Origin of the sequence: Photobacterium rosenbergii, assembly GCF_003026455.1 — a bacterium.
Taxonomy (GTDB): Bacteria; Pseudomonadota; Gammaproteobacteria; order Enterobacterales; family Vibrionaceae; genus Photobacterium; species Photobacterium rosenbergii.
The window spans coordinates 52986-78811 of sequence record NZ_PYMB01000020.1 but is presented as its reverse complement, the minus strand read 5'-3'; the positions used below and the strand labels follow the sequence as shown (position 1 = coordinate 78811).

At 47.8% G+C, this 25826-nt stretch carries 19 protein-coding genes, 2 tRNA genes and 1 riboswitch; of the genes, 15 read left to right on the top strand and 6 right to left on the bottom strand.

Going from position 1 to position 25826, the window contains the following annotated elements:
• Positions 1 to 102 precede the first annotated feature (102 nt).
• From C9J01_RS23405 to ahpF, 10 genes are all read left to right on the top strand, one after another.
• Positions 103 to 1440 carry an amidohydrolase family protein gene (locus tag C9J01_RS23405; protein WP_158264592.1) on the top strand — a complete coding sequence of 446 codons (1338 nt, stop codon included), beginning with the start codon at positions 103 to 105 and terminating at the stop codon, positions 1438 to 1440.
• 443 nt (positions 1441 to 1883) lie between these two features.
• Positions 1884 to 2054, top strand: coding sequence for a XapX domain-containing protein (locus C9J01_RS23400; protein ID WP_107300564.1), 171 nt, complete (start codon positions 1884 to 1886; stop codon positions 2052 to 2054).
• A gap of 63 nt (positions 2055 to 2117) precedes the next feature.
• Positions 2118 to 2828: a purine-nucleoside phosphorylase gene (deoD, locus tag C9J01_RS23395; RefSeq protein ID WP_107300541.1), complete on the top strand. Its 711-nt coding sequence runs from the start codon at positions 2118 to 2120 to the stop codon at positions 2826 to 2828.
• Positions 2829 to 3203: 375 nt separating this feature from the next.
• Positions 3204 to 4694, top strand: a complete 1491-nt coding sequence (locus C9J01_RS23390; RefSeq protein ID WP_419687689.1) for a transposase — start codon at positions 3204 to 3206, stop codon at positions 4692 to 4694.
• Between the two features lie 187 nt (positions 4695 to 4881).
• A complete protein-coding gene (locus tag C9J01_RS23385; protein WP_107300540.1) occupies positions 4882 to 7770 on the top strand; it encodes a hybrid sensor histidine kinase/response regulator in 2889 nt (962 codons plus the stop codon).
• 613 nt (positions 7771 to 8383) lie between these two features.
• Positions 8384 to 9334 carry a transaldolase gene (gene tal / locus C9J01_RS23380; protein WP_107300539.1) on the top strand — a complete coding sequence of 317 codons (951 nt, stop codon included), beginning with the start codon at positions 8384 to 8386 and terminating at the stop codon, positions 9332 to 9334.
• Between the two features lie 82 nt (positions 9335 to 9416).
• Positions 9417 to 11408, top strand: a complete 1992-nt coding sequence (gene tkt, locus C9J01_RS23375) for a transketolase (RefSeq protein ID WP_107300538.1) — start codon at positions 9417 to 9419, stop codon at positions 11406 to 11408.
• 235 nt (positions 11409 to 11643) lie between these two features.
• Complete coding sequence (locus C9J01_RS23370; RefSeq protein WP_107300537.1) at positions 11644 to 12120, top strand: TetR/AcrR family transcriptional regulator; 477 nt, start codon at positions 11644 to 11646, stop codon at positions 12118 to 12120.
• A 427-nt stretch (positions 12121 to 12547) separates the two neighbouring features.
• Positions 12548 to 13105 carry an alkyl hydroperoxide reductase subunit C gene (ahpC, locus tag C9J01_RS23365; RefSeq protein ID WP_107300536.1) on the top strand — a complete coding sequence of 186 codons (558 nt, stop codon included), beginning with the start codon at positions 12548 to 12550 and terminating at the stop codon, positions 13103 to 13105.
• Between the two features lie 197 nt (positions 13106 to 13302).
• Positions 13303 to 14895 (top strand): alkyl hydroperoxide reductase subunit F, encoded by a 1593-nt coding sequence (gene ahpF, locus C9J01_RS23360; RefSeq protein WP_107300535.1) that lies wholly within the window; start codon positions 13303 to 13305, stop codon positions 14893 to 14895.
• Positions 14896 to 15053: 158 nt separating this feature from the next.
• Here ahpF and C9J01_RS23355 read toward each other — a convergent pair.
• The 3 genes from C9J01_RS23355 to C9J01_RS23345 all read right to left on the bottom strand — a co-directional run bounded on the left by C9J01_RS23355 (position 15054) and on the right by C9J01_RS23345 (position 15837).
• Positions 15054 to 15130 (bottom strand) — tRNA-Asp (locus C9J01_RS23355).
• Positions 15131 to 15172: 42 nt separating this feature from the next.
• A tRNA-Ser gene (locus C9J01_RS23350) sits at positions 15173 to 15263 on the bottom strand.
• 130 nt (positions 15264 to 15393) lie between these two features.
• Positions 15394 to 15837, bottom strand: coding sequence for an NUDIX domain-containing protein (locus C9J01_RS23345; protein ID WP_107300534.1), 444 nt, complete (start codon positions 15835 to 15837; stop codon positions 15394 to 15396).
• 173 nt (positions 15838 to 16010) lie between these two features.
• Here C9J01_RS23345 and C9J01_RS23340 point away from each other — a divergent pair, with 173 nt between their 5' ends.
• Positions 16011 to 17135, top strand: coding sequence for a M14 family metallopeptidase (locus C9J01_RS23340; RefSeq protein ID WP_107300533.1), 1125 nt, complete (start codon positions 16011 to 16013; stop codon positions 17133 to 17135).
• 81 nt (positions 17136 to 17216) lie between these two features.
• Here C9J01_RS23340 and C9J01_RS23335 read toward each other — a convergent pair whose 3' ends face one another.
• Positions 17217 to 19130: a BCCT family transporter gene (locus C9J01_RS23335; RefSeq protein ID WP_107300532.1), complete on the bottom strand. Its 1914-nt coding sequence runs from the start codon at positions 19128 to 19130 to the stop codon at positions 17217 to 17219.
• Between the two features lie 186 nt (positions 19131 to 19316).
• Positions 19317 to 19487: riboswitch (Lysine riboswitch) on the top strand.
• 83 nt (positions 19488 to 19570) lie between these two features.
• Between C9J01_RS23335 and C9J01_RS23325 the strand changes: the two genes are divergently transcribed.
• Entirely contained in the window at positions 19571 to 21157 is a 1587-nt protein-coding gene (locus C9J01_RS23325) for a Na+/H+ antiporter NhaC family protein (RefSeq protein ID WP_107300530.1), read from the top strand.
• 76 nt (positions 21158 to 21233) lie between these two features.
• Here the strand turns inward: C9J01_RS23325 and C9J01_RS23320 are convergent, their stop codons facing one another.
• The gene (locus C9J01_RS23320) at positions 21234 to 21956 is read right to left on the bottom strand and encodes a LamG domain-containing protein (RefSeq protein WP_146157110.1); all 723 of its coding nucleotides are present in this window, start codon (positions 21954 to 21956) and stop codon (positions 21234 to 21236) included.
• A 281-nt stretch (positions 21957 to 22237) separates the two neighbouring features.
• Between C9J01_RS23320 and C9J01_RS23315 the strand changes: the two genes are divergently transcribed.
• A complete protein-coding gene (locus C9J01_RS23315) occupies positions 22238 to 23152 on the top strand; it encodes a D-alanine--D-alanine ligase (protein ID WP_107300528.1) in 915 nt (304 codons plus the stop codon).
• Between the two features lie 159 nt (positions 23153 to 23311).
• Positions 23312 to 24055: a hypothetical protein gene (locus C9J01_RS23310; protein ID WP_107300527.1), complete on the top strand. Its 744-nt coding sequence runs from the start codon at positions 23312 to 23314 to the stop codon at positions 24053 to 24055.
• A 45-nt stretch (positions 24056 to 24100) separates the two neighbouring features.
• Here the strand turns inward: C9J01_RS23310 and C9J01_RS23305 are convergent, their stop codons facing one another.
• Positions 24101 to 24994: a LysR family transcriptional regulator gene (locus C9J01_RS23305; protein ID WP_107300526.1), complete on the bottom strand. Its 894-nt coding sequence runs from the start codon at positions 24992 to 24994 to the stop codon at positions 24101 to 24103.
• A gap of 131 nt (positions 24995 to 25125) precedes the next feature.
• Between C9J01_RS23305 and C9J01_RS23300 the strand changes: the two genes are divergently transcribed.
• On the top strand, positions 25126 to 25737 hold the full coding sequence (locus tag C9J01_RS23300; RefSeq protein WP_107300525.1) for a LysE family translocator: 612 nt from the start codon (positions 25126 to 25128) through the stop codon (positions 25735 to 25737).
• The last annotated feature ends 89 nt before the right edge of the window (positions 25738 to 25826 follow it).

The following is a 25826-nucleotide window of genomic DNA, read 5'->3' as shown; positions in this document are numbered from 1 at the left end:
AATTACCAATTCCATTGTTGTTTTCCGTGCAGCGGCTCAACCCTGCCTATACTCAAAAAACTGGATGAGTATTTCGCCTATTGCCGGAGGGTCACCGCTACTATGCCCATCACCTTAGAATCAGCTTTCAGGCATTTCCTAATTTGCATTGGCATTCTAATACTGGCAGCTTGCGACAGTACCGACGATACGCCTGATGCCGACACTATCTATTTCAATGGCAACATTCTCACGCTATCGGCTCATGCTGAAAAAGTAACAGCTATCGCTTTCAAAAATGGCCGGGTACAAGCCATAGGCACGCGCATTGGTGTCAAGCGCCACCAAGGCGATCTCACAGAAATGATAGATTTAGATGGCAACACTATGATCCCTGGTTTTATTGCCGGTAATAGCCAGTTCTCCCAACTGCTTGAGCAAAAAGGCGATATCGAACAAGTACAACACCTATTTGCCAGCCAAGGTATTACGACACTGGTCGATATCGGAATTAATAATGAAGCGCTTACTACATTGCAGAGCCAAGCCAACGCCAACAAGTTGGTGCTAGATATTATTGCAATACCCAACGTCAGTGAGATGGAAGCCTTGGTAGACAGTGATCAAGTCAGCTTTGGCCAATACAACAACCGACTCAAAGTCCCCGGCTTCTTTCTTGCCCTCGACGGTACAGCCAGCAATTATTCCGCCTGGATGGCCTATCCCTACCAAGAAGATCCAGACTTGCCTGAATCAAATTGGCGTAGCGAACCGCTGATGCCATTTAGTATTTTTCAAAATACCTTTCAACTGGTGGTCGAAAATGAACTCCAGCTGTTTGTTCATGCAATGGGCGATGCCGCTATCGATGCCATCATCCAAGCCAGTTATGATCTCAAACTCAATGCCGGGCAAGACCAGCGCCATGTTGTCATGATGTCCCGGTTCATGCGCAATAACCAACTTCAGCAATATGCCAAGTTGGGATTGGTCGCCTGTTTTGACACCAGCAATATTTATCAAGAAGGTGAAGATGATATTGAAAAGCTCGGCCTCAGCCGTGCCAATGGACAAAGTCCAATTAAGCAGGCTTTAGAGGATGATTTGCCTGCTAGCAATATTTGTTTTCCCGGCCCGACACCACCCGATACCATTTTCACGCTTTGGTCTGCAGTCAACCGAGTTACCAAAGATGAGGAGATAATGGGAAGTGGATTACGATTATCTCCACTACAAGCACTGACTGCCATGAGCGAACAAGCTGCATATCAGTTTTTCGAAGAAGACAATAAAGGCGAGTTAGTACCTGGAAAGCAAGCAGACGCGGTCATACTCTCAGATAACCCTATGTCAATTGCACCGGGGTTGATTCGGGATATCGAAATTATCGAGACTATCAAGCAGGGTAAGACTATTTATCGCCGTCCCTCAACGCTAACCTCTGAGGGTAATAAACCTTAAGTCCCAAAGAGCAAAAAACACAGAAAAGTCATCACAGCACACCATAAAAAATGAGTGATTTTGAGCTCATCTGAGTTCACCGCCCCAATGAAATGCATTACAAAGTCACATTTTTACTCACACGGTTTCAGTGTGTTTTCATCTAAGCAAAGTTAATACTGGTTACTTATTAAAATCTTACTTATCAATAATTTAATCATTAATTCCGTTTGTTTTTTATGCCTTTTACCCTCCATTTACGCAAACGATACCCCTCACCCTTTCAACAGATTTAGTAATCAAGGGGCTATTTTTGATTAACAGCTCAATAAAATGTGATCAGGATCGCGAGATCTGAAGACACGCTTGCTTACACTTTACCCATCAAAACGGCAATACAAATTAAGGCGCCGATAGAGCAGCCTACCAACGCCGTAAACACAATGAATATAGAGGGTAAACACATGAGTGAGATTCTGCTTGCGACTTTTGCAGGATTAATTGTTGGTCTATTTTTCTCGGCCATTAAACTTCCATTGCCTGCGCCACCGGTGCTACCAGGCATTATGGGAATCGTCGGTGTTTACCTTGGTGGCGTTGCCTACCAAAGCATCGTTGAGCGTTTTTTCTCTTAAGTACACATTCTTAAAACGATACAGCGACAACATAACGTACAAACAACATACCTGGAGTGAATTATGGCTACCCCACATATCAATGCTGAACTTGGTGATTTTGCAGAAACAGTCCTGATGCCAGGCGACCCGCTACGTGCGAAATTCATTGCGGAAAATTACCTTGAAGACGTCAAGCTAGTTTGTGACGTTCGTAATATGTTCGGCTACACCGGCACTTACAAAGGCCAGCGAGTCTCTGTAATGGGCCACGGTATGGGTATTCCATCATGCTCTATCTACGTTCACGAGCTAATTAAAGAGTTCGGTGTGAAGAACATCATTCGCGTAGGTAGTTGTGGTGCGGTACACGACGACGTTAAGCTGATGGATGTGATCATTGGTATGGGCGCGTCAACAGACTCTAAAGTTAACCGCATTCGCTTCAACAACCATGACTTCGCTGCTATCGCTGACTTTGGCCTACTTGAGACCGCTGTTAACGAAGCACGCGCACAAAATGTTCCTGTACGTGTCGGTAATGTTTTCTCTGCTGATCTATTCTACAGCCCAGAAGCTGACCTATTCGACAAGATGGAAAAGCTTGGCATGCTAGGCGTAGACATGGAAGCCGCTGGTATCTACGGCGTTGCTGCAGAGCTTGGTGCAAAAGCGCTGACTATCCTGACTGTGTCTGACCACATCAAGCGTGGTGAAAAACTAAGCTCAGAAGATCGCCAGAAGTCATTCGCTCAGATGATGAATGTTGCTCTGGAAACAGCTATCAAGCTGTAACGAACCTACCTGTGGCCGGTGTAACCCCGATTCATCGGCCACTCCTTCACGCTCCACCATGGTAAACCACTCATACCAATACCATTTCCTGAGATGGTATCGGTATGACAGACAGCGAGAATTATTAGTCTCTACAGCACAGCTTTGCCTTGCTATCACGCAGCTCAAAATTTTGTAAAATGTGGCGTCTTACACAATTTGAATGGTCCTCTATATAGAAGGCCGGCGCAGATGTTAAGTCAAAGCCCGTTGTAGACACTAATGGTACAGAGCAGGGAAACCTGCTCTGTACCACCCCCTTTTATGGGCTCTCCCCTGCCAAACAATTCACATAACGCGCTTGTTGCTTAGGCCCATGGATAAAGTTAGGCTGACATGATGAATACACGCCGCATCGACAATCACGCTTCGTTACTTCCGCAAGCCTGTAACGGTCACCAACTCAATCATTGTAAAACCGTTAGTTGCACTAATTTCGGTTCCACAGATACCCATAATTATGTTCTGCAGCGGAACAACCCGAACAAGCCGATGTTGGTTTGTAAAGAATGTGGTGCTTTCCCGCCTATTATCAATAACCATGATGTGGTGGAAGAAGCCCTGCGCTTAAAGCAGCAGCAAAGTAGCGGTATGCCGGCATGCAACAACCCCGAATGTGAAAACCTCGGGCTTCCTGTATTGACCCATCGTCACCTTTACCATGCCTTTGGCTTCAGCGGCGATCGCCAACGCTATCGTTGCAAATGCTGTCAAACCACATTTGTAGACCGCTGGTCGGGCTTCAATGGCAAAAACCAAATTCAGCAGAAGCTATTAGCTATGCTATTTACTGGCTACCCTGTCAGGGATATTTGCCGCCGGCTCAATATGAACCCTAAATCGTTCTACGATCAGCTTTCTCATATTGCCAGTCGCTGCCGCCGCCAACTTGCGATGTTCGATGCCCGCTTGGTCAAGCACTCACCTGACCTTTCCCTAGCATCAGATATTAGTGAATTACAACCTAACAGCGAGAACGGTGTGCTTTGGGTGGCGAGTTGTGAAGCCGAATCTGGGTATGTACTGGCGCAAGACATCAACTACCAACCTGATGAGCACGAGGAATCAAGCGAATGGCACGACCCGTTTACCGACGGTGCTCGGTTTATGGCGGCCCCACCCGCACAATTGGCCGAAGCGCCAACCTCTGCTCCACAAGGCTTGCTTGCCCATATTGATGCGGTATACCGGCAAATTATGGCTCGCCCTAATTTTGAAGACCCACTCTCGAGCAAACCACGATTGAATTACCCGTCGAAGGGGTGTTTGATCCGGCCGCAATACACGGTTTATGCCCACTATATGCATTTGCAGCAAATGCTTAGCCAAAATGAAGAGTTGGCTATCTTTATGCCGCAAGAAACTTTGCTGCGCTCTGCCTGCATCTCGATATTCTGCGATCGCATCAAAAACAAAACCGTTCATCCTATTTATGTCGAATCCGATCCTCAATGGCAGCACGGTCAGCCAGCAGGTCGCATCGATATCGTATTGATGGGTTGGTGGCGTGACCGCTGGGCATTTACCCGCTTTGATGACATCAGCAAAGGGATCTGCCATTTAGGTGGTGAAAAAGAAAATGAAGGTAAATGGCTAGAAGTCGCAACGCACAAAGAGATCACCCGCTACCAGCAGCGCTTCCAAGATCAGTTCAGCCAGTTCATCAATGAGCCGCGCCGTAAATTACGTCCTGGAGGCCTCCTGCCGCTATTGGATATTTACCGGGCATGGCACAACCTTTGCCATCAGGATAAAGAAGGTGTTACCCCCGCCCAGCGTATGGGGCTCATCGCAACCCCGCTCACACTGGAACAGCTCCTTAGCTGATTTCTCACACCTTACTGGCATAACCACACCCAAAAGCTAAATAATGATGGGGAGATCCAATTTCTCCCCATCCCTGCGCTATTGCAGTTGATCAATTCATGGAAGATATATCACACTCTTAACAAAGCGCTCATTAAGAGTAGGTAGCCCATTGAGCGGCCAGCTGTAACGGAATGGATTTTCACGGATGATACCCAATAGAATTAAGCCGATTTTACTCGGAAGTATGCTCATTATCGGCATTGTACCCGCCTTTATTTACAATTGGCTCAGCAGCGATAAGCTCACCACCGTCGCTACCGAGCAGATTGCCAAAGGCTTGGGCAGCCGAACCGAGCTCGCCGCACATAACCTCGATGATATCCTTGACCAGCGTGTGTTGAGCGTACGCAAGCTGGCCAGCTCTCCTGTATTCGAGTTACCGATAGAGGCACACAATGAAGGTGATAGCACTCAACAACACACCTTCATTAGCAACTACCTCAAAGAACTGTCTGAGGTCGATCCAAGCTTTAGCCAAATAGACCTTATCGAGGCACACCAGCAAGGCATAACCGTTGTCGCAAGCTCAACCAACGCTGAACCTTCAGATATTGCAGCCAGACTTGAGCAAGCTGGATTAGAAAATATCCACCAGCAACTTGCAGACCTGACAAGCGGTAAGGCAAACCTGCTTGTTTCACCACCGCAATATCAAGACGACATTGCTTACCTGTATATCATCAGCACTGTCACCCATAAGCATCATGCCGATGATACCCACGAAATCTATTTGTTGATTCGCTATCAGCTCGACGAACTCAATGCGCAGTTGACCTTCCTTGGCGAACGGATCAGTAACAGTGACTACATTATGCTGATCAACGATCAGGCTGAAATCATTTTGTCAGGGCGCCATCAAGGCCAGAGCCTGGCGATTTTTGATGATTTCCAAGCTTATATAAGCGGGCAGTTAACTCCCAATCAGCAAGGTAAAGAGGCTTACAACCCAAGCGACCTGCACGGTTTTACCAACCGCCAAAACCAGGCCATGGTCACCACACTTGCCCCACTGAATTTCCAACTACCGGGCCGTTCGAACTGGTACCTTGCATCAATCACGCCTGAGCATACCGTGACAGCCACCATCGATTACCTCCAGCAATACTTCATGCTGGCACTGATGCTGACAGCCGGTATTGTTGTCATGCTGTCGTTGATGCTCACCCGGCACATTACCGCGCCAATTGCTTCACTCACACGCTTTGCCGCCCAATTCAAGCTTGGCAACTATGGCCGTAGTGAGCGATTTAAGGGACCTTATGAGTTCAAGGTATTGCATGATGCGTTAAATCAGGGGGCTGATAAGATTGCTCATGACACCAAACGGCTCAACCAAGCACTGCATAAAGCCGAGTCCGCCGACAGGGCTAAGTCAGCCTTCCTTGCCAATCTATCCCATGAAATCCGCACCCCGATGAATGGCATGCTGGGCCTATCGCAACTACTGCTCAAGACAGATTTGACTAAAGAGCAAGAACAACATTTGCGTACCCTGCTTGAATCGGGCAAGCACATGATGGCGCTACTGAACGATATTTTGGACTTCTCCAAGATTGAGCAAGGGCAACTAAAGCTGGACCCAACCCACTTCTGCTTTACCGATCTTGTTGGGGCGATAGAAAGCACCTATCACTCCCTAGCGAAAGAAAAAGGTATCGAGTTTGATATCTATTGTGATTTTGACCGTAGGCAGTGGTTCTATGCCGATAAGGCACGTATCCGCCAAATCCTGTTTAACCTGATCAGCAATGCGATTAAATTCACAGAAAAAGGAAAGGTATCGGTATCCCTGTCACTCACACAAGGCGAATCGAATGATGAGCAATACCTACATATCTTGGTTTCAGATACTGGGATTGGTATACCTGCCGACCGTGTCGATCTGATCTTTGACCCATTCGCCCAAGCAGAGGCCTCCACCAGTCGCCGCTTTGGTGGAACCGGATTGGGGCTAAGTATTGTCAAACAACTGGCCCAACTAATGCGGGGGAATATCTCGGTATCCAGCGAGCAAGGTATTGGGTCTTCATTCCAGGTCGATGTCGTTTTACAGCCAGGCCAATATACCGCAGATGAAAGCACGGACATTACCTTCGACAGCCAAGCCTTTGCCAATCTCAAGGTATTGATTGTTGAGGACAACCACCTCAATGTACTAATCATTGAAAGCTTCCTCAAACAACGTGGATTTATTACATCGACAGCTGAAAATGGTGCTGAAGCCCTGAAAGTATTGGAGCACCAAGCCTTTGACCTGATCTTGATGGATAACCACATGCCGGTAATGGATGGTATCGAGGCAACCCAAAGGATCCGCAAACTGCCATCGCCAGCCTGTGAAACACCGATTTTTGCCTGTACTGCTGATGTGTTCGCAGAAACCCAGCGCAATATGCTCAAAGCAGGCGTCGAGTGCATGATCACCAAACCGCTGGATGAGCGTAAGCTGCTTGATGCCCTGCAGCGCTTCAAACACAAAATCACCCGCATGGCTGCTCTTCACAACCAGCATGCTGACAATAAAGTTGAAAGTTTGGAGAGCAAAGCCAGAGAGCTATCACCTACACTTGTTGCTGCAGAGGCTGACATCGACGAGTTGGCCTCTACCTCCACAACCAATAAGGCAGAAGACTTAGACATGGCGGATGATAACCACCTAGATCCAGCAAAATTCCAATATATAGAGCTCAGCCCGCTGCTGGACATGATGGACAATGACCACGCCATAGCCTCACAGTTTTTGCAGATGTTCGCCGCCGAGCATGGCAATGATGTCGAGAAGCTCAAGCAAGCGATTGAAAAGGCAGATTTTGAACAAGCTATCTTGGTCAGTCATTCGCTTAAAGGCGTTGCCGGCAGTGTCAGCGCTACCCAAGTACAGCAAACTGCAATGACGGTCGAGAAGCAATTGAAACAGCATCAATGGCCTAGCCAAGACGAAATCAATGCACTGTGCCAAACACTGACAGCAACCATTGATGAGATACACCAACAGCTTGGCGATATCGAAGATATGGATGAATTCCTGCTGTAGCAATCCAAGGTAATAAAAACTTATCTTCTACTTTCCCATTGAAGCCGATAGGAAAGTAGGAAGAATTCTCCCCCAAAGATCTAGCCGCATTCTCTGAGCAGAATCTCAACCCAGAGCAAGTGCTCAATGCCATCGTTAATGATCTCAATATGGCTTGAGCACATTTCTTTCTTTTCCAAACCACTTCTAGAGCTTCAGATGGGTGTAATGATGCATCCAGTGTGTATATGCGCGATTTTTGTTGCGCATCTTTTCTACAACACTCAGATTTGGGCGTTCACGACAAGAACAAATGATCGCAAGAGTGATCACATGCTCACACCAACAACACATGTAACCACGGTACAAATCCTCATTACGAATTAGAATATCCACTCAAATATGCTTAATCACGGGAAATTTGAGATCAACGCACACTTTGCGCGGTTTTTTGATTGACAAAATATGCCAAAACGCTAATTATCGAAGCATCAATTGTTCTTAAGCGATCCATCCGCTCAATGACCATGTTTTTGGCCTGATACGGAAAGGTTAAGAAGACGTAATTATAGTTTTGCTAGCAGGAATTTTAGCTAGCATTGATACAAGCCCAACGAGGATAAGGTCGGAAGATATGAGTACTAAACTGGAACAACTGCGCGCGCTAACTACTGTTGTTGCTGATACCGGTGATATTGAAGCTATCAGCAAGTACAAGCCAGAAGATGCAACCACCAACCCATCTCTGATCTTGAAAGCGGCTCAAATTGCTGAGTACGCCCCTCTTATCGAACAGGCCATTGCTTACGCCAAAGCACAAAGTGACAACAAAGAACAACAAGTCCAAGACACTTGTGACATGCTGGCAGTAAACATCGGTAAAGAAATCCTGAATGTGATTCCTGGCCGTATCTCTACTGAAGTTGACGCTCGTCTTTCTTACGATACAGAAGGCAGCATTGCTAAAGCCCGTCAGCTGATCAAAATGTACAACGATGCAGGCATCACCAATGACCGTATCCTGATCAAACTGGCTTCTACTTGGGAAGGTATCCGTGCTGCAGAAGTGCTAGAGAAAGAAGGCATCAACTGTAACCTGACTCTACTATTCTCATTTGCTCAAGCGCGTGCTTGTGCCGAAGCCGGTGTTTACCTGATCTCTCCATTCGTTGGCCGCATCATGGACTGGTACAAAGCTAAAGAAGGCCGTGATTTTGAAGCTGCTGAAGACCCAGGCGTTATCTCTGTAACTAGCATCTACAACTACTACAAAGAGCACGGCTACAACACAGTCGTTATGGGTGCGAGCTTCCGTAACACAGGTGAAATTCTTGAGCTAGCAGGCTGTGACCGCCTAACAATCAGCCCGCAACTACTTCAGGAACTAGAAGATGCACAAGGCGAAGTCGTTCAGAAACTAACGCCTGCGACTGAGATCAAAGAGCGCCCAGCGGCTATGACTCACGCAGAATTCCTATGGGATCACAACCAAGATGCAATGGCCGTTGAGAAACTGGCTGAAGGCATCCGCAACTTCGCGGTAGATCAGGGCAAACTAGAAGCCATGATCGCAGAGCGCCTGTAATCCTACAGATATAATTTTAGAAAGCGGCCAATAGCCGCTTTCTTCCTTTTTCGATTAAGACAAATTCATAGTGGATACAAATATGGAACGTAAAGTGTTGGCAAATGCAATCCGTGCCCTGAGCATGGACGGTGTACAGCAGGCAAACTCTGGTCACCCAGGTGCACCTATGGGTATGGCTGATATTGCCGAGGTACTGTGGCGCGACCACATGAACCACAACCCACAAAACCCTGAGTGGGCTGACCGCGACCGCTTCGTGCTGTCTAACGGCCACGGTTCTATGCTGATTTACTCGCTGCTTCACCTAACAGGTTACGAGCTATCAATTGACGATCTGAAAAACTTCCGTCAGCTACACTCGAAAACACCAGGCCACCCTGAGTACGGTTACGCGCCGGGTATCGAAACCACTACAGGCCCACTAGGCCAGGGCATCACCAATGCTGTGGGTATGGCGATGGCAGAAAAAGCCATGGCTGCGCAGTTCAACCGTGACGGCCACGACATCGTAGACCACTACACATATGCTTTCATGGGCGATGGCTGTCTGATGGAAGGTATCTCTCACGAAGCCTGTTCGCTTGCGGGTACGCTAGGCCTTGGCAAACTAATCGCATTCTGGGATGACAACGGCATCTCAATCGACGGTCACGTTGAAGGTTGGTTCTCTGACGATACGCCTAAGCGTTTCGAAGCTTACGGCTGGCATGTTATCCCAGCAGTAGACGGCCACGACGCAGACGCTATCAACGCGGCTATCGAAGCCGCTAAAGCAGACCCTCGCCCTACGCTGATCTGTACTAAGACTATCATCGGCTTCGGTTCACCTAACAAGTCTGGCTCTCACGACTGTCACGGTGCACCACTAGGCCACGACGAAATCGCAGCAGCGCGTGAGTTCCTAGGTTGGAACCACGGTCCATTCGAAATCCCAGCAGATATCGCTGCTGAGTGGGATGCGAAAGAAGCAGGCGCAGCAAAAGAAGCCGCTTGGAACGAAAAACTTGCCGCTTATGAAGCCGCTCACCCTGAGCTAGCTGCTGAGTTCAAGCGCCGTGTAAACGGTGAACTACCAGCACAGTGGGAAGAAAAAGCGAACGCTATCATTGCTGATCTACAAGCTAACCCAGCAAACATCGCATCACGTAAGGCGTCTCAGAACGCACTAGAAGCGTTCGGCCAGATGCTTCCTGAGTTTATGGGCGGCTCTGCTGACCTAGCACCTTCTAACTTGACTATGTGGTCTGGTTCTAAGTCGCTAGAAGCGAACGACTTCTCTGGTAACTACATCCACTACGGTGTGCGTGAGTTCGGCATGACAGCAATCATGAACGGTATCGCGCTACACGGTGGTTTCGTACCATACGGTGCAACTTTCCTAATGTTCATGGAATACGCGCGTAACGCTATGCGTATGGCAGCGCTGATGAAAGTGCAGAACATCCAGGTTTACACTCACGACTCTATCGGTCTGGGTGAAGATGGCCCGACTCACCAACCGGTTGAGCAGATGGCATCTCTACGCCTGACGCCAAACATGAGCACATGGCGCCCATGTGACCAGGTTGAGTCTGCAGTAGCATGGAAACTGGCTATCGAGCGTAAAGACGGCCCAACGTCGCTTATCTTCTCGCGCCAGAACCTAGCGCAGCAGGAGCGCAGCGAAGCACAGGTTGCTGACATCGCTAAGGGTGCTTACATCCTGAAAGATTGCGAAGGCAAGCCAGAACTTATCCTTATCGCAACCGGTTCTGAAGTTGAACTAGCAGTAGAAGCGGCTGCACAGCTAACTGCTGAAGGTAAGAAAGTACGCGTTGTTTCAATGCCATCTACCGATGCATTCGACAAACAAGATGCCGCTTACCGTGAAGCGGTACTACCATCAGACGTAACTGCACGTATTGCTGTTGAAGCGGGCATCGCTGACTTCTGGTACAAGTACGTAGGTTTCGATGGCCGTATCATCGGTATGACATCTTTCGGTGAGTCAGCCCCTGCTGGCGAGCTATTCAAGATGTTCGGCTTCACGGTTGAAAACGTAGTTGAAACAGCTAAAGAGCTACTAGGTTAATTCACAATTAGCTCAAAATCTTAAAGGCGCTAGGCTACTTGCTTAGCGCCTTTTTTATTAGCTCGAACCACCCACATCATTTACCCCCTCACTAAATTGAAGCACAGGCTCCCTTAACTTCTTATGTTTGGCTGTTGCCCACCCTACAAACTTTACAGTACAATATACCAATAAATAATAATTGATGATTGAGCCATGGAACCATTACATCCCCTTTAATAGCAAAGGAAACACCATGGCAAAGGTAACACCAGAACAAGCACTGAAGACCCGCCAACGAATTTTGGATGCGGTCATTCAATGCCTACTCGACCCACAGATAGGCTACGAAAAGATGACTTACACCCGCTTGCAGACTATGACGGGTATTTCTCGCGGCGGTATTCTCAACCACTTCGGTAAGAAAGCAGCATTTATCTCTGCACTGGACGGTACAATTTTCAATACCGTACTGAACGAACTTGACCTATCGAGCAGGGAAGCGTTCAACGCTTCATTTGAAGTTGCGATGACCCGCCCGAGCTTCCATGCCGTGCTGCAGTTGCTAATCAGCAATGCTTCGCATCACGTCGCCATAGGCCATGCCAAGCAAGCATGGCTAGAACTGGAACAGTTAATTGAGGAGAAACTTGGCGCAGAGGCTAAAAACGACGACCTACCCCGCTTGCTTGGGCGTAGCTTCTTTCTGTTAACTACTCGCAAGGCGGCTTAGCCAGTATCACTAATCAATTATCCAACAACTCATCGAAGTAGCTGCTACCTGGATAACCACGCCCCCTTTTGGTTATTCAGGTTGCCGTTGCGAAAAAGCTTTTATTTCGATAAGTAAAGCCTCTGATCTTAATTAATTTATGCCCTTTTCCCTCTGCCATTTACGTCATTGCATGAATTTTTAGCAACAATCAGCCACCAGCGCATTGCAATTTGTACAAAAAAGAACCCCAAAGGACCATTTTACACCCAAAACAACCAAATTAACTTTGATAGCTTTTGGCTATAACAACTTCATTTCTCAAATAGATTTAACCTATCAAATCAATTGGAAGGTCCAATTTCACTAATTTCGGTGGTCATTGCATTATATCTCCATCGACGCGGGACAGCGTCAAAATTGAATAAATGAGAAAGAGAGTTAAAGCATGATCAATACAGAAATCAAACCATTCCAGGCGACAGCATTCAAAAACGGCGAGTTCGTAGAAATCACTGAGCAGAACGTTAAGGGCAAGTGGGCAGTATTCTTCTTCTACCCAGCAGACTTCACTTTCGTATGTCCAACTGAGCTTGTTGACCTTCAAGAGAAATATGCAGAGCTTCAGTCTCGTGGCGTTGAAGTTTACTCAGTATCAACTGACACTCACTTCTCTCACAAAGCGTGGCACGACACTTCTGACAAGATCGGTACAATCGAGTACTTCATGGTAGGCGACCAGACTGGCACTATCACTAACAACTTCAACGTAATGCGTGAAGGTCAGGGCCTAGCAGACCGTGCTACTTTCCTAATCGACCCAGAAGGTGTTATCCAGGCAATGGAAATCACTGCTGAAGGTATCGGCCGTGACGCTGAAGACCTACTACGCAAGGTTAAAGCTGCACAGTACGTAGCTGCTAACCCAGGCGAAGTTTGCCCAGCTAAATGGAAAGAAGGTGAAGAGACTCTAGCACCATCTCTAGACCTAGTTGGTAAAATCTAAGATCAACTAAATAGCGGACACTATTTAGTTTGACAGGCACGTTTCGGCTTTCCTCCTAAAGGGCTGGGGCGTGCCGCCCCTAATAACCATCAACCCACCACCGAATGTTTGCCGACTTGCGCCCCCTTTTTATTTTCCTTTTAAAGCAAGAAGGTATTGTTCAATACCAAAAACAGAATCTAAGAGTAGGCACGATTATGTTAGATCAAGCAATGAAGCAGCAGCTTAAAGCATATCTAGAAAACCTGAAAACTGATGTAGAGCTAGTACTTAGCCTAAATGAAAGTGAAACGGCAACAAAGCTTCAGGCTTTGGCTGATGATATCGCATCGCTGACAAATAAAATTAAAGTAACCCGCGATGACAACGCCAGCACACGCCAGCCAATCATGCAGGTGATGAACAAAGAAAAAGGCACATCTATTGGCTTCGCTGGCCTACCGATGGGGCATGAGTTTACCTCTCTGGTACTAGCGTTGCTTCATAGTGGTGGCCACCCAATTAAGCTTGATGCCGAAATTATTGAACAAATTAAAGATCTCAACCAGCCATTAGATGTTGAAATCTTTATTTCACTATCGTGCCAGAACTGCCCAGAGGTAGTGCAGGCATTCAACATGATGTCTGCAATTAGCCCGCAAATTAAAACAACAATGATTGACGGCGCAGCATTCCAGGACGAAGTGAAGTCTCGCGATATCATGGCTGTACCAAGCGTCTTTATTAACGGTGAACTATTTGGCCAAGGCCGCATGTCACTTGCCGAAATCCTGAACAAGGTTGATAGCGGCGCAGCAGAGAAAAAAGCAGCAAGCCTAAGCAAGCAAGAACCATTTGATGTTCTTGTTGTAGGTGGCGGCCCAGCGGGTTCTTCAGCAGCTATCTACGCAGCCCGTAAAGGTATCCGTACTGGTGTTGTCGCTGAGCGCTTTGGTGGCCAGGTAATGGACACTATGGCTATCGAAAACTTTATTTCGGTAAAAGCAACAACAGGCCCTAAACTGGTTGCAAGCCTAGAAGAGCACGTAAAAGAATACGGCGTCGAGGTGATGACCGAGCAGCGTGCAGCTAACATCATCGATGCTGAAAAAACTTCTGATGGTTACATCCACGTTGAACTAGAAAGCGGTGCCACGCTAAAAGCTCGCACAGTCATCACCAGCACTGGTGCTCGCTGGCGTGAGATGAATGTTCCTGGTGAACAAGAATACCGTAACAAAGGTGTTGCTTACTGCCCACACTGTGATGGCCCATTGTTCAAAGGCAAGAAAACAGCAGTAATCGGCGGCGGTAACTCTGGTATCGAAGCTGCAATTGACCTGGCAGGTATTGTTGAGCACGTAACCGTTCTTGAATTCGCAGATACACTGCGTGCAGACCAGGTACTGATCGACAAAGCAAACGCAACACCAAACATCGACATCATCAAGATGGCACAGACAACACAGGTTCTGGGCGACGGCAACCGTGTAACAGGTCTTGAGTACAAAGACCGTAACACTGGTGAACTGAAGCAAATCGAACTTGCAGGTATCTTTGTTCAAATCGGCCTGATGCCAAACAGCGAATGGTTGAAAGAGACAAAAGTTGCCCTATCACCTCGCGGTGAAATCGAAATCGACGCACACGGCGCAACTTCGATGAAGGGTGTATTTGCAGCAGGCGATGTGACAACCGTCCCTTACAAGCAGATCATCATCGCCATGGGCGAAGGTGCCAAAGCAAGCCTAGGTGCTTTTGATTACCTAATCCGTAATCCATCACCGGCTAAAGTTGCAGAGACAGCATAAGGTCTTACCAACCTAATAAATTCCAGTCCTTTGTTGAAATAATTACAACGCCACTTCCGAGCAATCAGAAGTGGCTTTTTTGTATTTCGAAAAAGGCTGACGCCAATGTTCGACGCATACAAAAAAGCCCTCGTCTTTCGACAAGGGCTTCAATGTAGTGGCGGAGCGGACGGGACTCGAACCCGCGACCCCCGGCGTGACAGGCCGGTATTCTAACCAACTGAACTACCGCTCCAATTCTGTATGAAATCCGGCATCAAGCCCAATTTCTAGAATGTGGCGGAGAGATAGGGATTTGAACCCTAGATACGCTATTAACGTATGCCGGTTTTCAAGACCGGTGCTTTCAACCACTCAGCCATCTCTCCGTAAGTGCGGCGTATAATATAAAGCTTACCGCGATGTGTAAACCCCCAAAATGTTTGTTTGCTCACACATTAAGCAACAGAAGGCCATCTCATTGGTTTAATCAGCAAAAGAGCACAAAAAAGTAAGTAATCATACTGATTTATCGGGGATTCCCGATCCCCAAAATGCTTGTTTAGGTATTTGTTCTTGGTTCACCAAAGCACGAAGAGACTCAGGAAAAAGGTTCCACTGCTCAATTTCTTTGCAAGGTACCCAGAAAAACTCGAGGTGAGCTTCATTCGATACCACAGGCTCTAAATACGATAAGCCGGTTTCAACCTCAAACAACAGGTTGATTTCAGCCTGTGGTTGCCCATCGAGGAACCACTCATTTTCTGCGGCACCAATAAACCTGCCAACGTCGGCATTTATTGACGCCTCCTCGAACAGTTCACGCGCCAACGCTACTGGTGCCGATTCGCCAAACTCAATGTGTCCCCCGGGCAGGAAAGTCATGGTATCGCCAATAGCCCTGACCAAAAGGATATGGTCACCATCGCGGATCACCCCACGAGCAACGTAATGAAAAGCCACTTTATCTTCCTATATATTGTTTTTCACCAATCTTAACGCAGTGAATCATTGGTCCGAAGTGTTTCCTCCGTGCCCTTGCCGCAATATCAACGCTCTGTAACAGATAAATGCTTCAAACCAGCTATATTTACAGCTAACCTCTTTTTACCTCAACAAACATAAGATTGATAACAATGAAAATTTTCAGCAATTTCGAAAGTGGTAACATCCATATCGTCAGTGCCGATTCGCCAGACAATATCCAGCTAACTATCCCTGCCGACAACCAGTCAGAGATTTCACAATGGTTCCACTTCCGTCTTGAAAGCGAGCCCCAGCAACAACATCAGTTTTCAATCTTAAACCTGGCCAAATCCGCCTACCCAGAAGGATGGCAGGACTATGATGTGGTTGCCTCCTACGATAGGGAAGAATGGTTCCGTATTCCGGCGGAGTTTGATGGCGATACCCTGAGCTTCAAGGTGATCCCAGAATATGGCTCAATGTATTTTGCCTACTTCGCACCTTACAGTTACGACCGCCACCAAGATTTGCTGCACCAAGCGCAAAGCCAGTTCAACTGTAAGCTGGAAACCCTCGGTACTACTCTCGATGGCAACGACATGAGCTTGCTGACTATTGGTGAGCCAACTGATGGAAAGAAAGACATCTGGATCATTGGTCGTCAGCACCCGGGCGAAACCATGGCCGAATGGTTCATCGAAGGCCTGCTTCAGCGCCTGCTCGATGATACCGACACGGTAGCCAAAGCTCTGCTCGATAAAGCGGTATTCCATATCGTGCCGAACATGAATCCGGACGGCAGTATCCGTGGCCACCTGCGGACCAATGCCATTGGTGTCAACCTAAACCGCGAATGGCAAACGCCATCAATGGATAAGAGTCCAGAGGTTTTCCTTGTCCGCGAGCGTATGCTGGCGACTGGTGTCGATATGTTCCTCGACATACACGGTGACGAAGCGATCCCGTATAACTTCGTGGCAGGCAGTGAAGGGATCCCATCCTACAACGAACGTCATGCTGCTTTGGAAAACGCCTTCAAAGCTGCTTTGCTAACTATCACCCCTGAGTTCCAGGTTGCCCATGGCTACGACAAAGACGAGCCAGGCAAGGCTAACCTTACCATAGGCTCAAACTGGGTCGCCGAGCAGTTCAAGTGCCTGTCCTACACCATCGAGATGCCGTTCAAAGATCACATCAGCCACCCTGATGAATTCTATGGCTGGTCACCAGAGCGTAGTGTCGCCTTCGGCCAGGATGTGTTAGCTGCCGTGTGGGCTGTAGTCGATCAGATCTAACGCCTTCTTAAAAACAAAGGCCTTATATACAAAAATGCCGAGTCAGATGACTCGGCATTTTAATTTGGTCTAAACAATTGCTTATGCTTCTTGCTCGACCATAGACTCCAATCGAGTTCGCATCAGTTCGTTAAACACCTTGCGGGCTTCCTGCGCTTCTTCCGAGGCCACCAGCTTATTCTCTTTAGCTGTCATGGCATCGTCCATTAACTGTTGTAGTTGGTCCAAACGTTCTTGCGGCGCATCGCTGAAATCCATACCGGATTCCCCGTTAGCCACCGCTTCGGCACGGATTTTTTTCTTAAGCTTCCACACTTTGTAAAGTGCTTCGCGCTCGGCTTCAGCCGCCGCCATGGCGATTTCTTTCAGCTCCTCGAACTTGGTCAGCGCCATACCTTCATTAGACCATGGGTCGACATCAGGTAACTCCTCGATGTTGATCACCGGATCTTCATAACCTTCCTGGTGGGTCAGATCGAGTGTTGCTGCCTTCACCGCCGACATCATCAGCATTACAGCTATCACCAACAACGGTAAGCCGCCGACGATAGCCGCCGTTTGCAGGGTCGACAAGCCTCCCATGAACAGCAATACCGATGGCATGAATGACAAAGCAAATGCCCAGAATAAGCGGTTCCAGCGCATTGGATCTTCAGTCACGTTGTTTTGCACGACCGATGCCAAAATATAGGAAATCGAATCAAACGTCGTTGCGGTAAAAATCAAACACAGCAGGGTGAATGCTGCGATGACCAAGGTACTAAACGGCAACAGCTCAAGGATAGAGAAAATAGCTTTTGTCGCACCCTCAGAGTTCAAGATGCCAACTACATCCAAAGCACCCGATAGCTGAAGCGACAGACCGTAGTTACCCAAAATCATGAAGAACAAGAAGCATCCCATCGACCCGAAGAATATCGAACCGGTCACCATCTGCTTGATGGTGCGACCACGGGAGATCCTCGCGACAAACAAGCCCATACTCGGGGCAAACACCAGCCACCACGCCCAGTAGAAAATGGTCCAATCCTGCGGGAAATGGGTATTTTCAAACGAGCCATAGCCGCCGAACGGTTCAGCCCATGTTGCCATCACAAAGAAGTTCGACAACATTCGGCCCAGCGAATCCAAGCCTGTTTCCAGCATGAATATCGTTGGCCCTGTCACCAGAATAAAAGCCAGCAGACCCAAAGCTCCCCAGAAGTTGATATTACTGAGGAACTTAATGCCCTTCTCCATACCGGCATACGCCGAGTAGGCGAAGATGGCGGTACAAATCATCAATACGATAACTTGGGTAACCGTATCTTTCGGTACGCCAAATAGGTAGTTGGCACCCTCGGTGATCAACGGCGCAGCCAAGCCCAGCGTTGTAGCACCACCGCCCAGCAAGCCGAAGATAAATAGCACATCGATGACTTTACCCAGCCAACCATAACTGCGGGCTTCCCCGATCACTGGCATCAATGCCGCCGAGACCTTAAGTACAGGCTGCTTGCGCACATAGAAGAAATAAGCAATCGGCAATGCAGGGACCAAATAAATAGACCATGCAATCGGCCCCCAGTGGAACAAGCCATAAGTTGCCGCCCAGCGGACCGCTTCTTCACTACCAGGTTCTAACTGGAACGGAGGCGCTTGGTAGTAATACGCCCACTCAATTGTCCCCCAGTAAAGAATACTGGCACCGATACCCCCACAGAACAGCATGGCCGCCCATGACGCCGTCGTAAACTCGGGCTGCTCATCAGGATCGCCCAGTTTGATTTGGCCGATATCGGAAAAAACGATGTAAATCATAAAGAAGAATGCACCGACACCAAGCGCCAAATAGAGGAAACCGAGTTTATCGGTCATAAACGTTTTGGCGACAGCAATCCATTCTGCCCCTTGCGCCGGAAACAGCAGCAAAGGCACCACAACCGAGATCAACATCCCCAACGCCCCGAAGAACGTTGGTTTATCAATCAATTCAAAGTGTTTGCGAGAAAACACGTTAGCTCCTTAAAATTAAAACCCAGCAATGGGTAAAACGGATAATCCGAGGAAAGGGCTAGCGCTTCAAACCAAGATTCTAATCAAGACCATGAAAAAAGCTTATTATTAGCTGACATAAATATTCAGCCGTATATAATGTTAGACTTATGACCAAAATCCAGTAGGATTGACGGTGATAAACCCTAAATCAGTAGAGGCGCGCTGCCTATAAGTAACCGTGTGGAGGGTGATACCTTTGAAGCCGGAGAAAGGAGTCAGCGCCGAAGTGACTGCAGCCATCAACTCAGTCGCTGGGTCTGTGTCGAATAGGCACAGAACTGCCATAGTATTTACCTATGGAGCGCTACCTGAGGGGGTAACAAGTCTTCTTTTTCTGCGTCTTAGTTACACTTCCTTTCGGTAGATCTCCACCTGAAACACATAGGTGTGATGAGATCATGAACCTTGTCGATTTCTCGGACTCGCTAATGTCCGTTATCCCTGCCATGCTGGCTGTTATCCTTGCGGTCACCACCAGGCGGGTTTTGCTTTCCCTCGGCGCGGGTATCTTTGCCGGCGCAATGATGCTTAACCAGTACTCTCCGCTCGAATCTCTGCAATATTTGGTCAGCAAAGTGCTGGCAATTGTGTGGGTTGACGGTGCGATGAACAGTGATAACGTCAACATGATTATCTTCATGTTGCTACTTGGCGCGCTGATCAGCCTGATGAGCGTCTCCGGTGCTACCCAGGCATTCGCCGACTGGGCAGCGGTTCGCTGTAAAGACCGCCGCAGTGCCAAGTCACTGACGGGCTTGATGGTCTTTATCTTTTTCATCGATGATTTCTTCCACAGCCTATCGGTAGGTGCTATCTGCCGTCCGGTTACCGACCGGTTCAATATTTCACGTGCCAAACTGGCTTACCTGCTGGACTCCACGGCTGCGCCGGTTTGCGTATTGATGCCAATCTCTTCATGGGGTGCCTACATCATCGCGCTCGTTGGCGGTATCATGGTGGCACATGGCGTGACCGATCAGAGTCCAATCTCGGCGTTTGTCGAGATGATGCCAATGAACCTATACGCGGTATTCACTCTGGTGATGGTGCTGTGTGTGATTGCGTTCCAGTTAGATATCGGTCCGATGCGCAAGCATGAGAAGTGGGCACTTGAAGGCAAGCTATGGGATGAATCGAAAGGCAAGCCAGCCGGTCTAGACGTAGAAACACCAGAATCAGCCACAGGTGGCATGATCGATATGGTATTGCCTATCCTGACCCTGACTATGGCAACCGTATTTTTCATGGTGCAGTCAGGCGCGGATGTATTGGCCGCCAACGGTGAAGCTTTCAGCGTGATCGGCTCTTTCGAGAACACCAATGTGGGTTCGTCGCTTGTTTACGGTGCAATCTGCAGCTTGGTAGTCTCTATCGGCCTTGCCCTTCGCCTTAAGCTGGATGCCGGCAGCTGGATGAAAGCTGCCCCACAAGGCATTTCTGCTATGATGCCAGCCATCATTATCCTGTTTTTTGCCTGGACAATTGGTGCGGTTGTACGTGACATGCAAACCGGTATCTACCTGGCTTCAATGTCTAACGGTAACCTGCCGGTTGAGCTGCTTCCTGCTGTTGTCTTCCTGCTATCTTGTGCCATGGCATTTGCAACTGGCACCAGCTGGGGTACGTTCGGCATCATGCTACCGCTAGCCGGGGATATTGCTGCAGCCAGTGACATCGCCCTGCTGCTTCCTATGCTGTCTGCAGTACTAGCAGGTGCGGTATTTGGCGATCACAGCTCACCGATTTCAAGCACCAGTATCTTGTCAGCAACAGGGGCAGGCTGCCACCACATGGACCATGTGATGACCCAACTTCCATACGCTTGTTCGGTCGCATTCGGTGCCCTACTCGGTTACCTCGCTATCGGCTACACCCATTCAGCATGGGCGGGTGTGGCAGTAAGTGGCCTGTGGTTCATGGCGTTCTGCGCCTTTGCTGTTCGCAAGAGTAAGCCTGTTGTCGCTGCTGAGCCTGTTACTAACTAAGTATTCGACTGAATTAACGACTAGCGTCAAAAAAGAGCAAGGCAAAAGCCTTGCTCTTTTTTTATCAAACTCACAACTACTGGCTGTGTTTTATCTTCAAATCGGAAAAATAAGCATCATTGCCGGGCTCGGTAATAAACCCAATAACCCCTTTATGCTCAGAGCCGTGAAATAGGCGATCCACCACCAATACTTTTTCGCCATCGATATAGAAAATCGCTTGGTTATTATTGATTTCGGCTTTCAGGTTAAACCACTGGCCGGGACGAATATTGGCCGCACTTTCAAATTTGCCCGGGTCTGACTCTCGCAATTGCTCTGCCGTATAGTCAGGGTAAGAAAAATACTGCACCGTCATTTCGCGCTGCGCTTCATCCTCTGAGACTGCATTGGTAGGACGGAAATAGACGCCTTCATATTTAGACAAATCTTCACTAACCCTAAAGACAATACCCACAAAGCCATTTGCCGTTGCTTCTGCATCCTGCTGCGACTCACCGGCCAAATTGATTTCAATCGTACCGTCTCGGAACGGAATGGTTTCTAGGGCAAGATATGTACAGTGATCACATCCCCCTTGCTCAGCAGACTTATGTTCAGGTGACACCGCCACATGTATGCCTTTCTGACCATGGTAATCAACCACTTCGGCCTTCACGCCTTGCGCCGTCGTTTTATCCAAGGTATCGAGAGGGTACTCTTCAAACTCCAATGCCAACGCTACCGTCGCAAACAGCCCCATAGACAATGAAATCAACCACATGCTCAATACATTCGTTCGCTGTACTTGTCTGTTCATAGCCATATACCTAGCAGGATATTTATTTCAAGTTAGCTGAAAAGAAATTCACCCTTTGCTCAAAAATAAGACAACATTCTCTGTGATGAAAATAAAGTTATGCACAATGTCATACTTTTTAGGCATCTCAATCCAATATGAAGTACAAATCATTACAATAAGCTACTGAACACTATACAAGCACTTTTATATTCTTATTTACTGCGATTGTTCCAAATTAAACAATCGTTTGTATTTTTATTGATGATTTTCACACAGCAAAGCTTAATCGGAACACGACCATGAGAATTGGAATTTTATACGGCGGAGAGTCAAGCGAGCGCGAAGTCTCTTTAAAATCGGGCAACTGTATTGCTGATGCCGTTGAATCACTGGGTTATGAAGCTATCAAGATTGATCCCCGCCACATTGATATCACCCTGCAAGGCTTCTTCAACCTCGACAAAGTTTTCATTGCCCTTCATGGCGGTATGGGTGAAAGCGGGCACCTACAAGCCCTGCTAGATTTGCTCAAAATCCCCTATACCGGAAGTGGCCTTTTGGCCTCGTCCATTTCACTCAACAAGCTCAAGACCAAAGAGATCTGGCGCTCTAATGGTCTGCAAACCGCGAACTGGATCAAGGTCAACAAGCACACGCCGACCGACACCATCAAAACTACCCTGGCCGATCTAACTTACCCCGTCGTCGTCAAACCGGTGAACCAAGGTTGCAGTATCGGTGTATCTAAAGCTTCTTCGTCTGATGAGCTTTATAATGCGCTGATTGATGCGTTTGAATACGATGATGAGATTCTGGTCGAGCAATTCATCACTGGCCGAGAATACACCTGCGCGATTCTTGATGGTAAAGCGCTCCCTGTTGTTCAGATAAAATCCGACAGCTTCTTCGATTGGGATGCAAAATTCGGTAATCAAACTGCGACTTACCATTGCCCATCAGATTTGACGGCGGAACAAGAAAAAGCCATGCAGGAAGCGGCGCTTACCGCCTACAAAACGTTGGGCTGTCGAGGATGGGGACGGGTTGATACATTCCTTGATAACCAAGGGAAAATCTGGCTGATCGAGATGAACACGGTACCGGGCATGACGACCCGCAGTGTCTTCCCGATGGCAACTAAAGAAGCCGGCATGAGCTTCGAAGACACCATCGCCGCGTTGCTAGAAAGCGCGACGTATGATGATGTGAAATAACGCTTATATCATTGCCCCATATCGGCGATCCATATTGGGTCAGCTGCACCAATATGGGGCGTGACAAATCCAGATTAGTTCAAGATAATTGACTTACCCAAAGCAACCACCCCTCTGGCACGAATCATGCTAACTTTTCTTTTTAAAGGAGAGGTAAGCATGAAAAAGCTTTTAGTATCAATAATTTCAGTTTTATCAATCAATGCCCACGCCTTAGAGCACAGCGAGATCAACGACGCTCGTATCCCGGGTATCAAAACAGCGGTCGAAGCCTACAATGCAGAATTCAGCCAAGCTTATTCACCACTACTGGCCGATGTAGAAAGCATCGGCAGCAGTATTGGTGAAATGATCAACACCGCTGTCATTACGGGTAACCAAAGCCGTATGCTGTCAAACTGCTCACTTAACGCAACAGGCATTGCAACCCGTCAGACCACTGCAGATGTCGCCCTCGATGCCGAACAGCTTATGTCAGACACCCAATATCATTTCTGGGGCAGTTACAGTCCAACAGTAGAACAACAACTGGTTGGTATTTCAAAGTACCTCTCTATCAAAGCCCCTCAATCAGGCTTGTCGCTTGCTACACCTAACGGTAGCCAGTGGTTTGATCTAGAGCAGGAAGAAGTAAAAAGCTCTGAAGGTTGGCAGGCAATGGACCAATATCAGGACGGTACCCGTTTTGTCGTCGGCATAGGGCTAATGGATGATTTGATCAGAGATAACAGCCATTATATTTATGCAGAAAAGATTAATGGCGAGGTCATTTTTATAGATGGCCAAACGAACCTAAGTACCGATATTGAGCCAACTTACCTCACCGACAAGTTCGACTTCAGCCACCTGAACATTCCACTGGTAACTGGGCTAATGTTCTGGGCGCTTGAGCCAACGAGCTAAAACATCAGGAATGCCTAACTCCACACCATACGGAGTTAGGCAACACTAAATAGTAAGTTCTGCAACTTCATTTTCAGTCGGAACACAATCTACCAAACACCCCTGAAGCCATTGGCTAAAACGATATTCCAAATCACTGGGCGTGCGCTTTTGGGATAGCAAAATGTATTTATGACCAGACCGGATAAACCCAAATGGCGCTATCAAATTTCCTCGCTTGATGTCATCCACCACCAAGGGATAAGACCCCAGTGCAGCCCCCAAACCATCCACCGCCGCCTGAAAGCAAAAATAGAAATGAGCGAATGTTTGGTGGCTATTACCAACCAATCCGTGATGACCCGAAGCATTAATCCAATCATCCCAAGCTGATTGTCTTGTCTGACTATGTAGCCGTTTTATACCGGCCAAATCATGCTTAACCTGCTGCCAATAATCCGGAGAGAAAACAGGCCCAACCCATTCATCAACTAGGTTGAGTGTGTTGTAGTCATGTTCAACCCTAAAATCGTCACGGCGGATCGCCAAAGATAGCCCTGTCGTTCCAAGTGTGACTGCCCCACCGGCTGTCGAGAGACGAATATCAGCGCCCTCTACCTCATTATGAAAGTCAGCCAAGCGCGGCATTAACCAGCGCATGGTCAGCGTCGGCTCACAAGATATCTCGAGGCACTGCTGCTGGTTTTGCATTAATTGGCCCACACCGTCTTCAAGGGCGGAAAATGCAGTCTGAGTATGCTGCTTGAGCAGTTCCCCTTCTTGGGTCAAATAAAGATGACGCCCCTGTTTATAGAACAGCGCATGGCCAAGAAAACCTTCCAGCACCTTTATCTGCTTACTTACCGCCCCATGGGTAATATTTAGCCGGTTTGCCGCTTCACTCAAACTCGGTGATGAGGCCGCGACATGGAAAATGTGGAAAGCTTTTAGGTGTCGCATATGTGATTTTTTCTCACAGGTTAGGAGAGCGTATTTCGATTATAGCGAGCACAAATCTACTCTACAATCGGGACTATCAAATACGCAGTCTTAACCGTAGTCCAAGGTTTTAAATAGTTTTAGGAGTCGACGTGGAATTAATTAGCTTAGCGTTATTGGGTATTTTAATTGTGATAAGCCCCGGTGCTGACTTTGTTTTAGTGCTTAAAAACAGTATCGGAAAAGGGCGCCAAGCCGGGTTGTGGACCGCAGCGGGGATCAGTGCTGCCATCTTTATCCACATCAGCTACTCGATGCTGGGAATGAGTTACCTAATCTCACAGAATGAGATGCTGTTCAATGCCATCCGCTATGCCTGCTCAGGCTACTTGATCTACCTCGGCATAAAAGGGTTAATGACGGCCAATGAAGGCTTGGCGAAGATTGAAACGGATACTGTTAAAAAGCGAGCAAGCCGATATTTCCTGCAGGGTTTCCTATGTAATGTACTCAACCCAAAAACAATGCTGTTCTTCTTGAGTATCTTCAGTCAACTCGTTGCTCCAGACAATGCTCAGAACTCACCGGCTTTCTTTTACGGTGGTTACATGGTTGCGCTGCACGGTATCTGGTTTTGCCTAGTGGCCATTATCTTCACGTCTGCATCACTACAATCGACTATGCAGCGGCTGAAGAAACGACTCAACCAAGCCTGTGGGGTAGGCTTGATTGCCTTTGGTAGCATACTGGCTTTCCAATCATAAATTTATCTATCAACAACAAACACAAAAAAGCCGGTAAGTCCCTATGGGCCTTACCGGCAAACTGTCAGAGTTCCCCTCAGACAACAGAA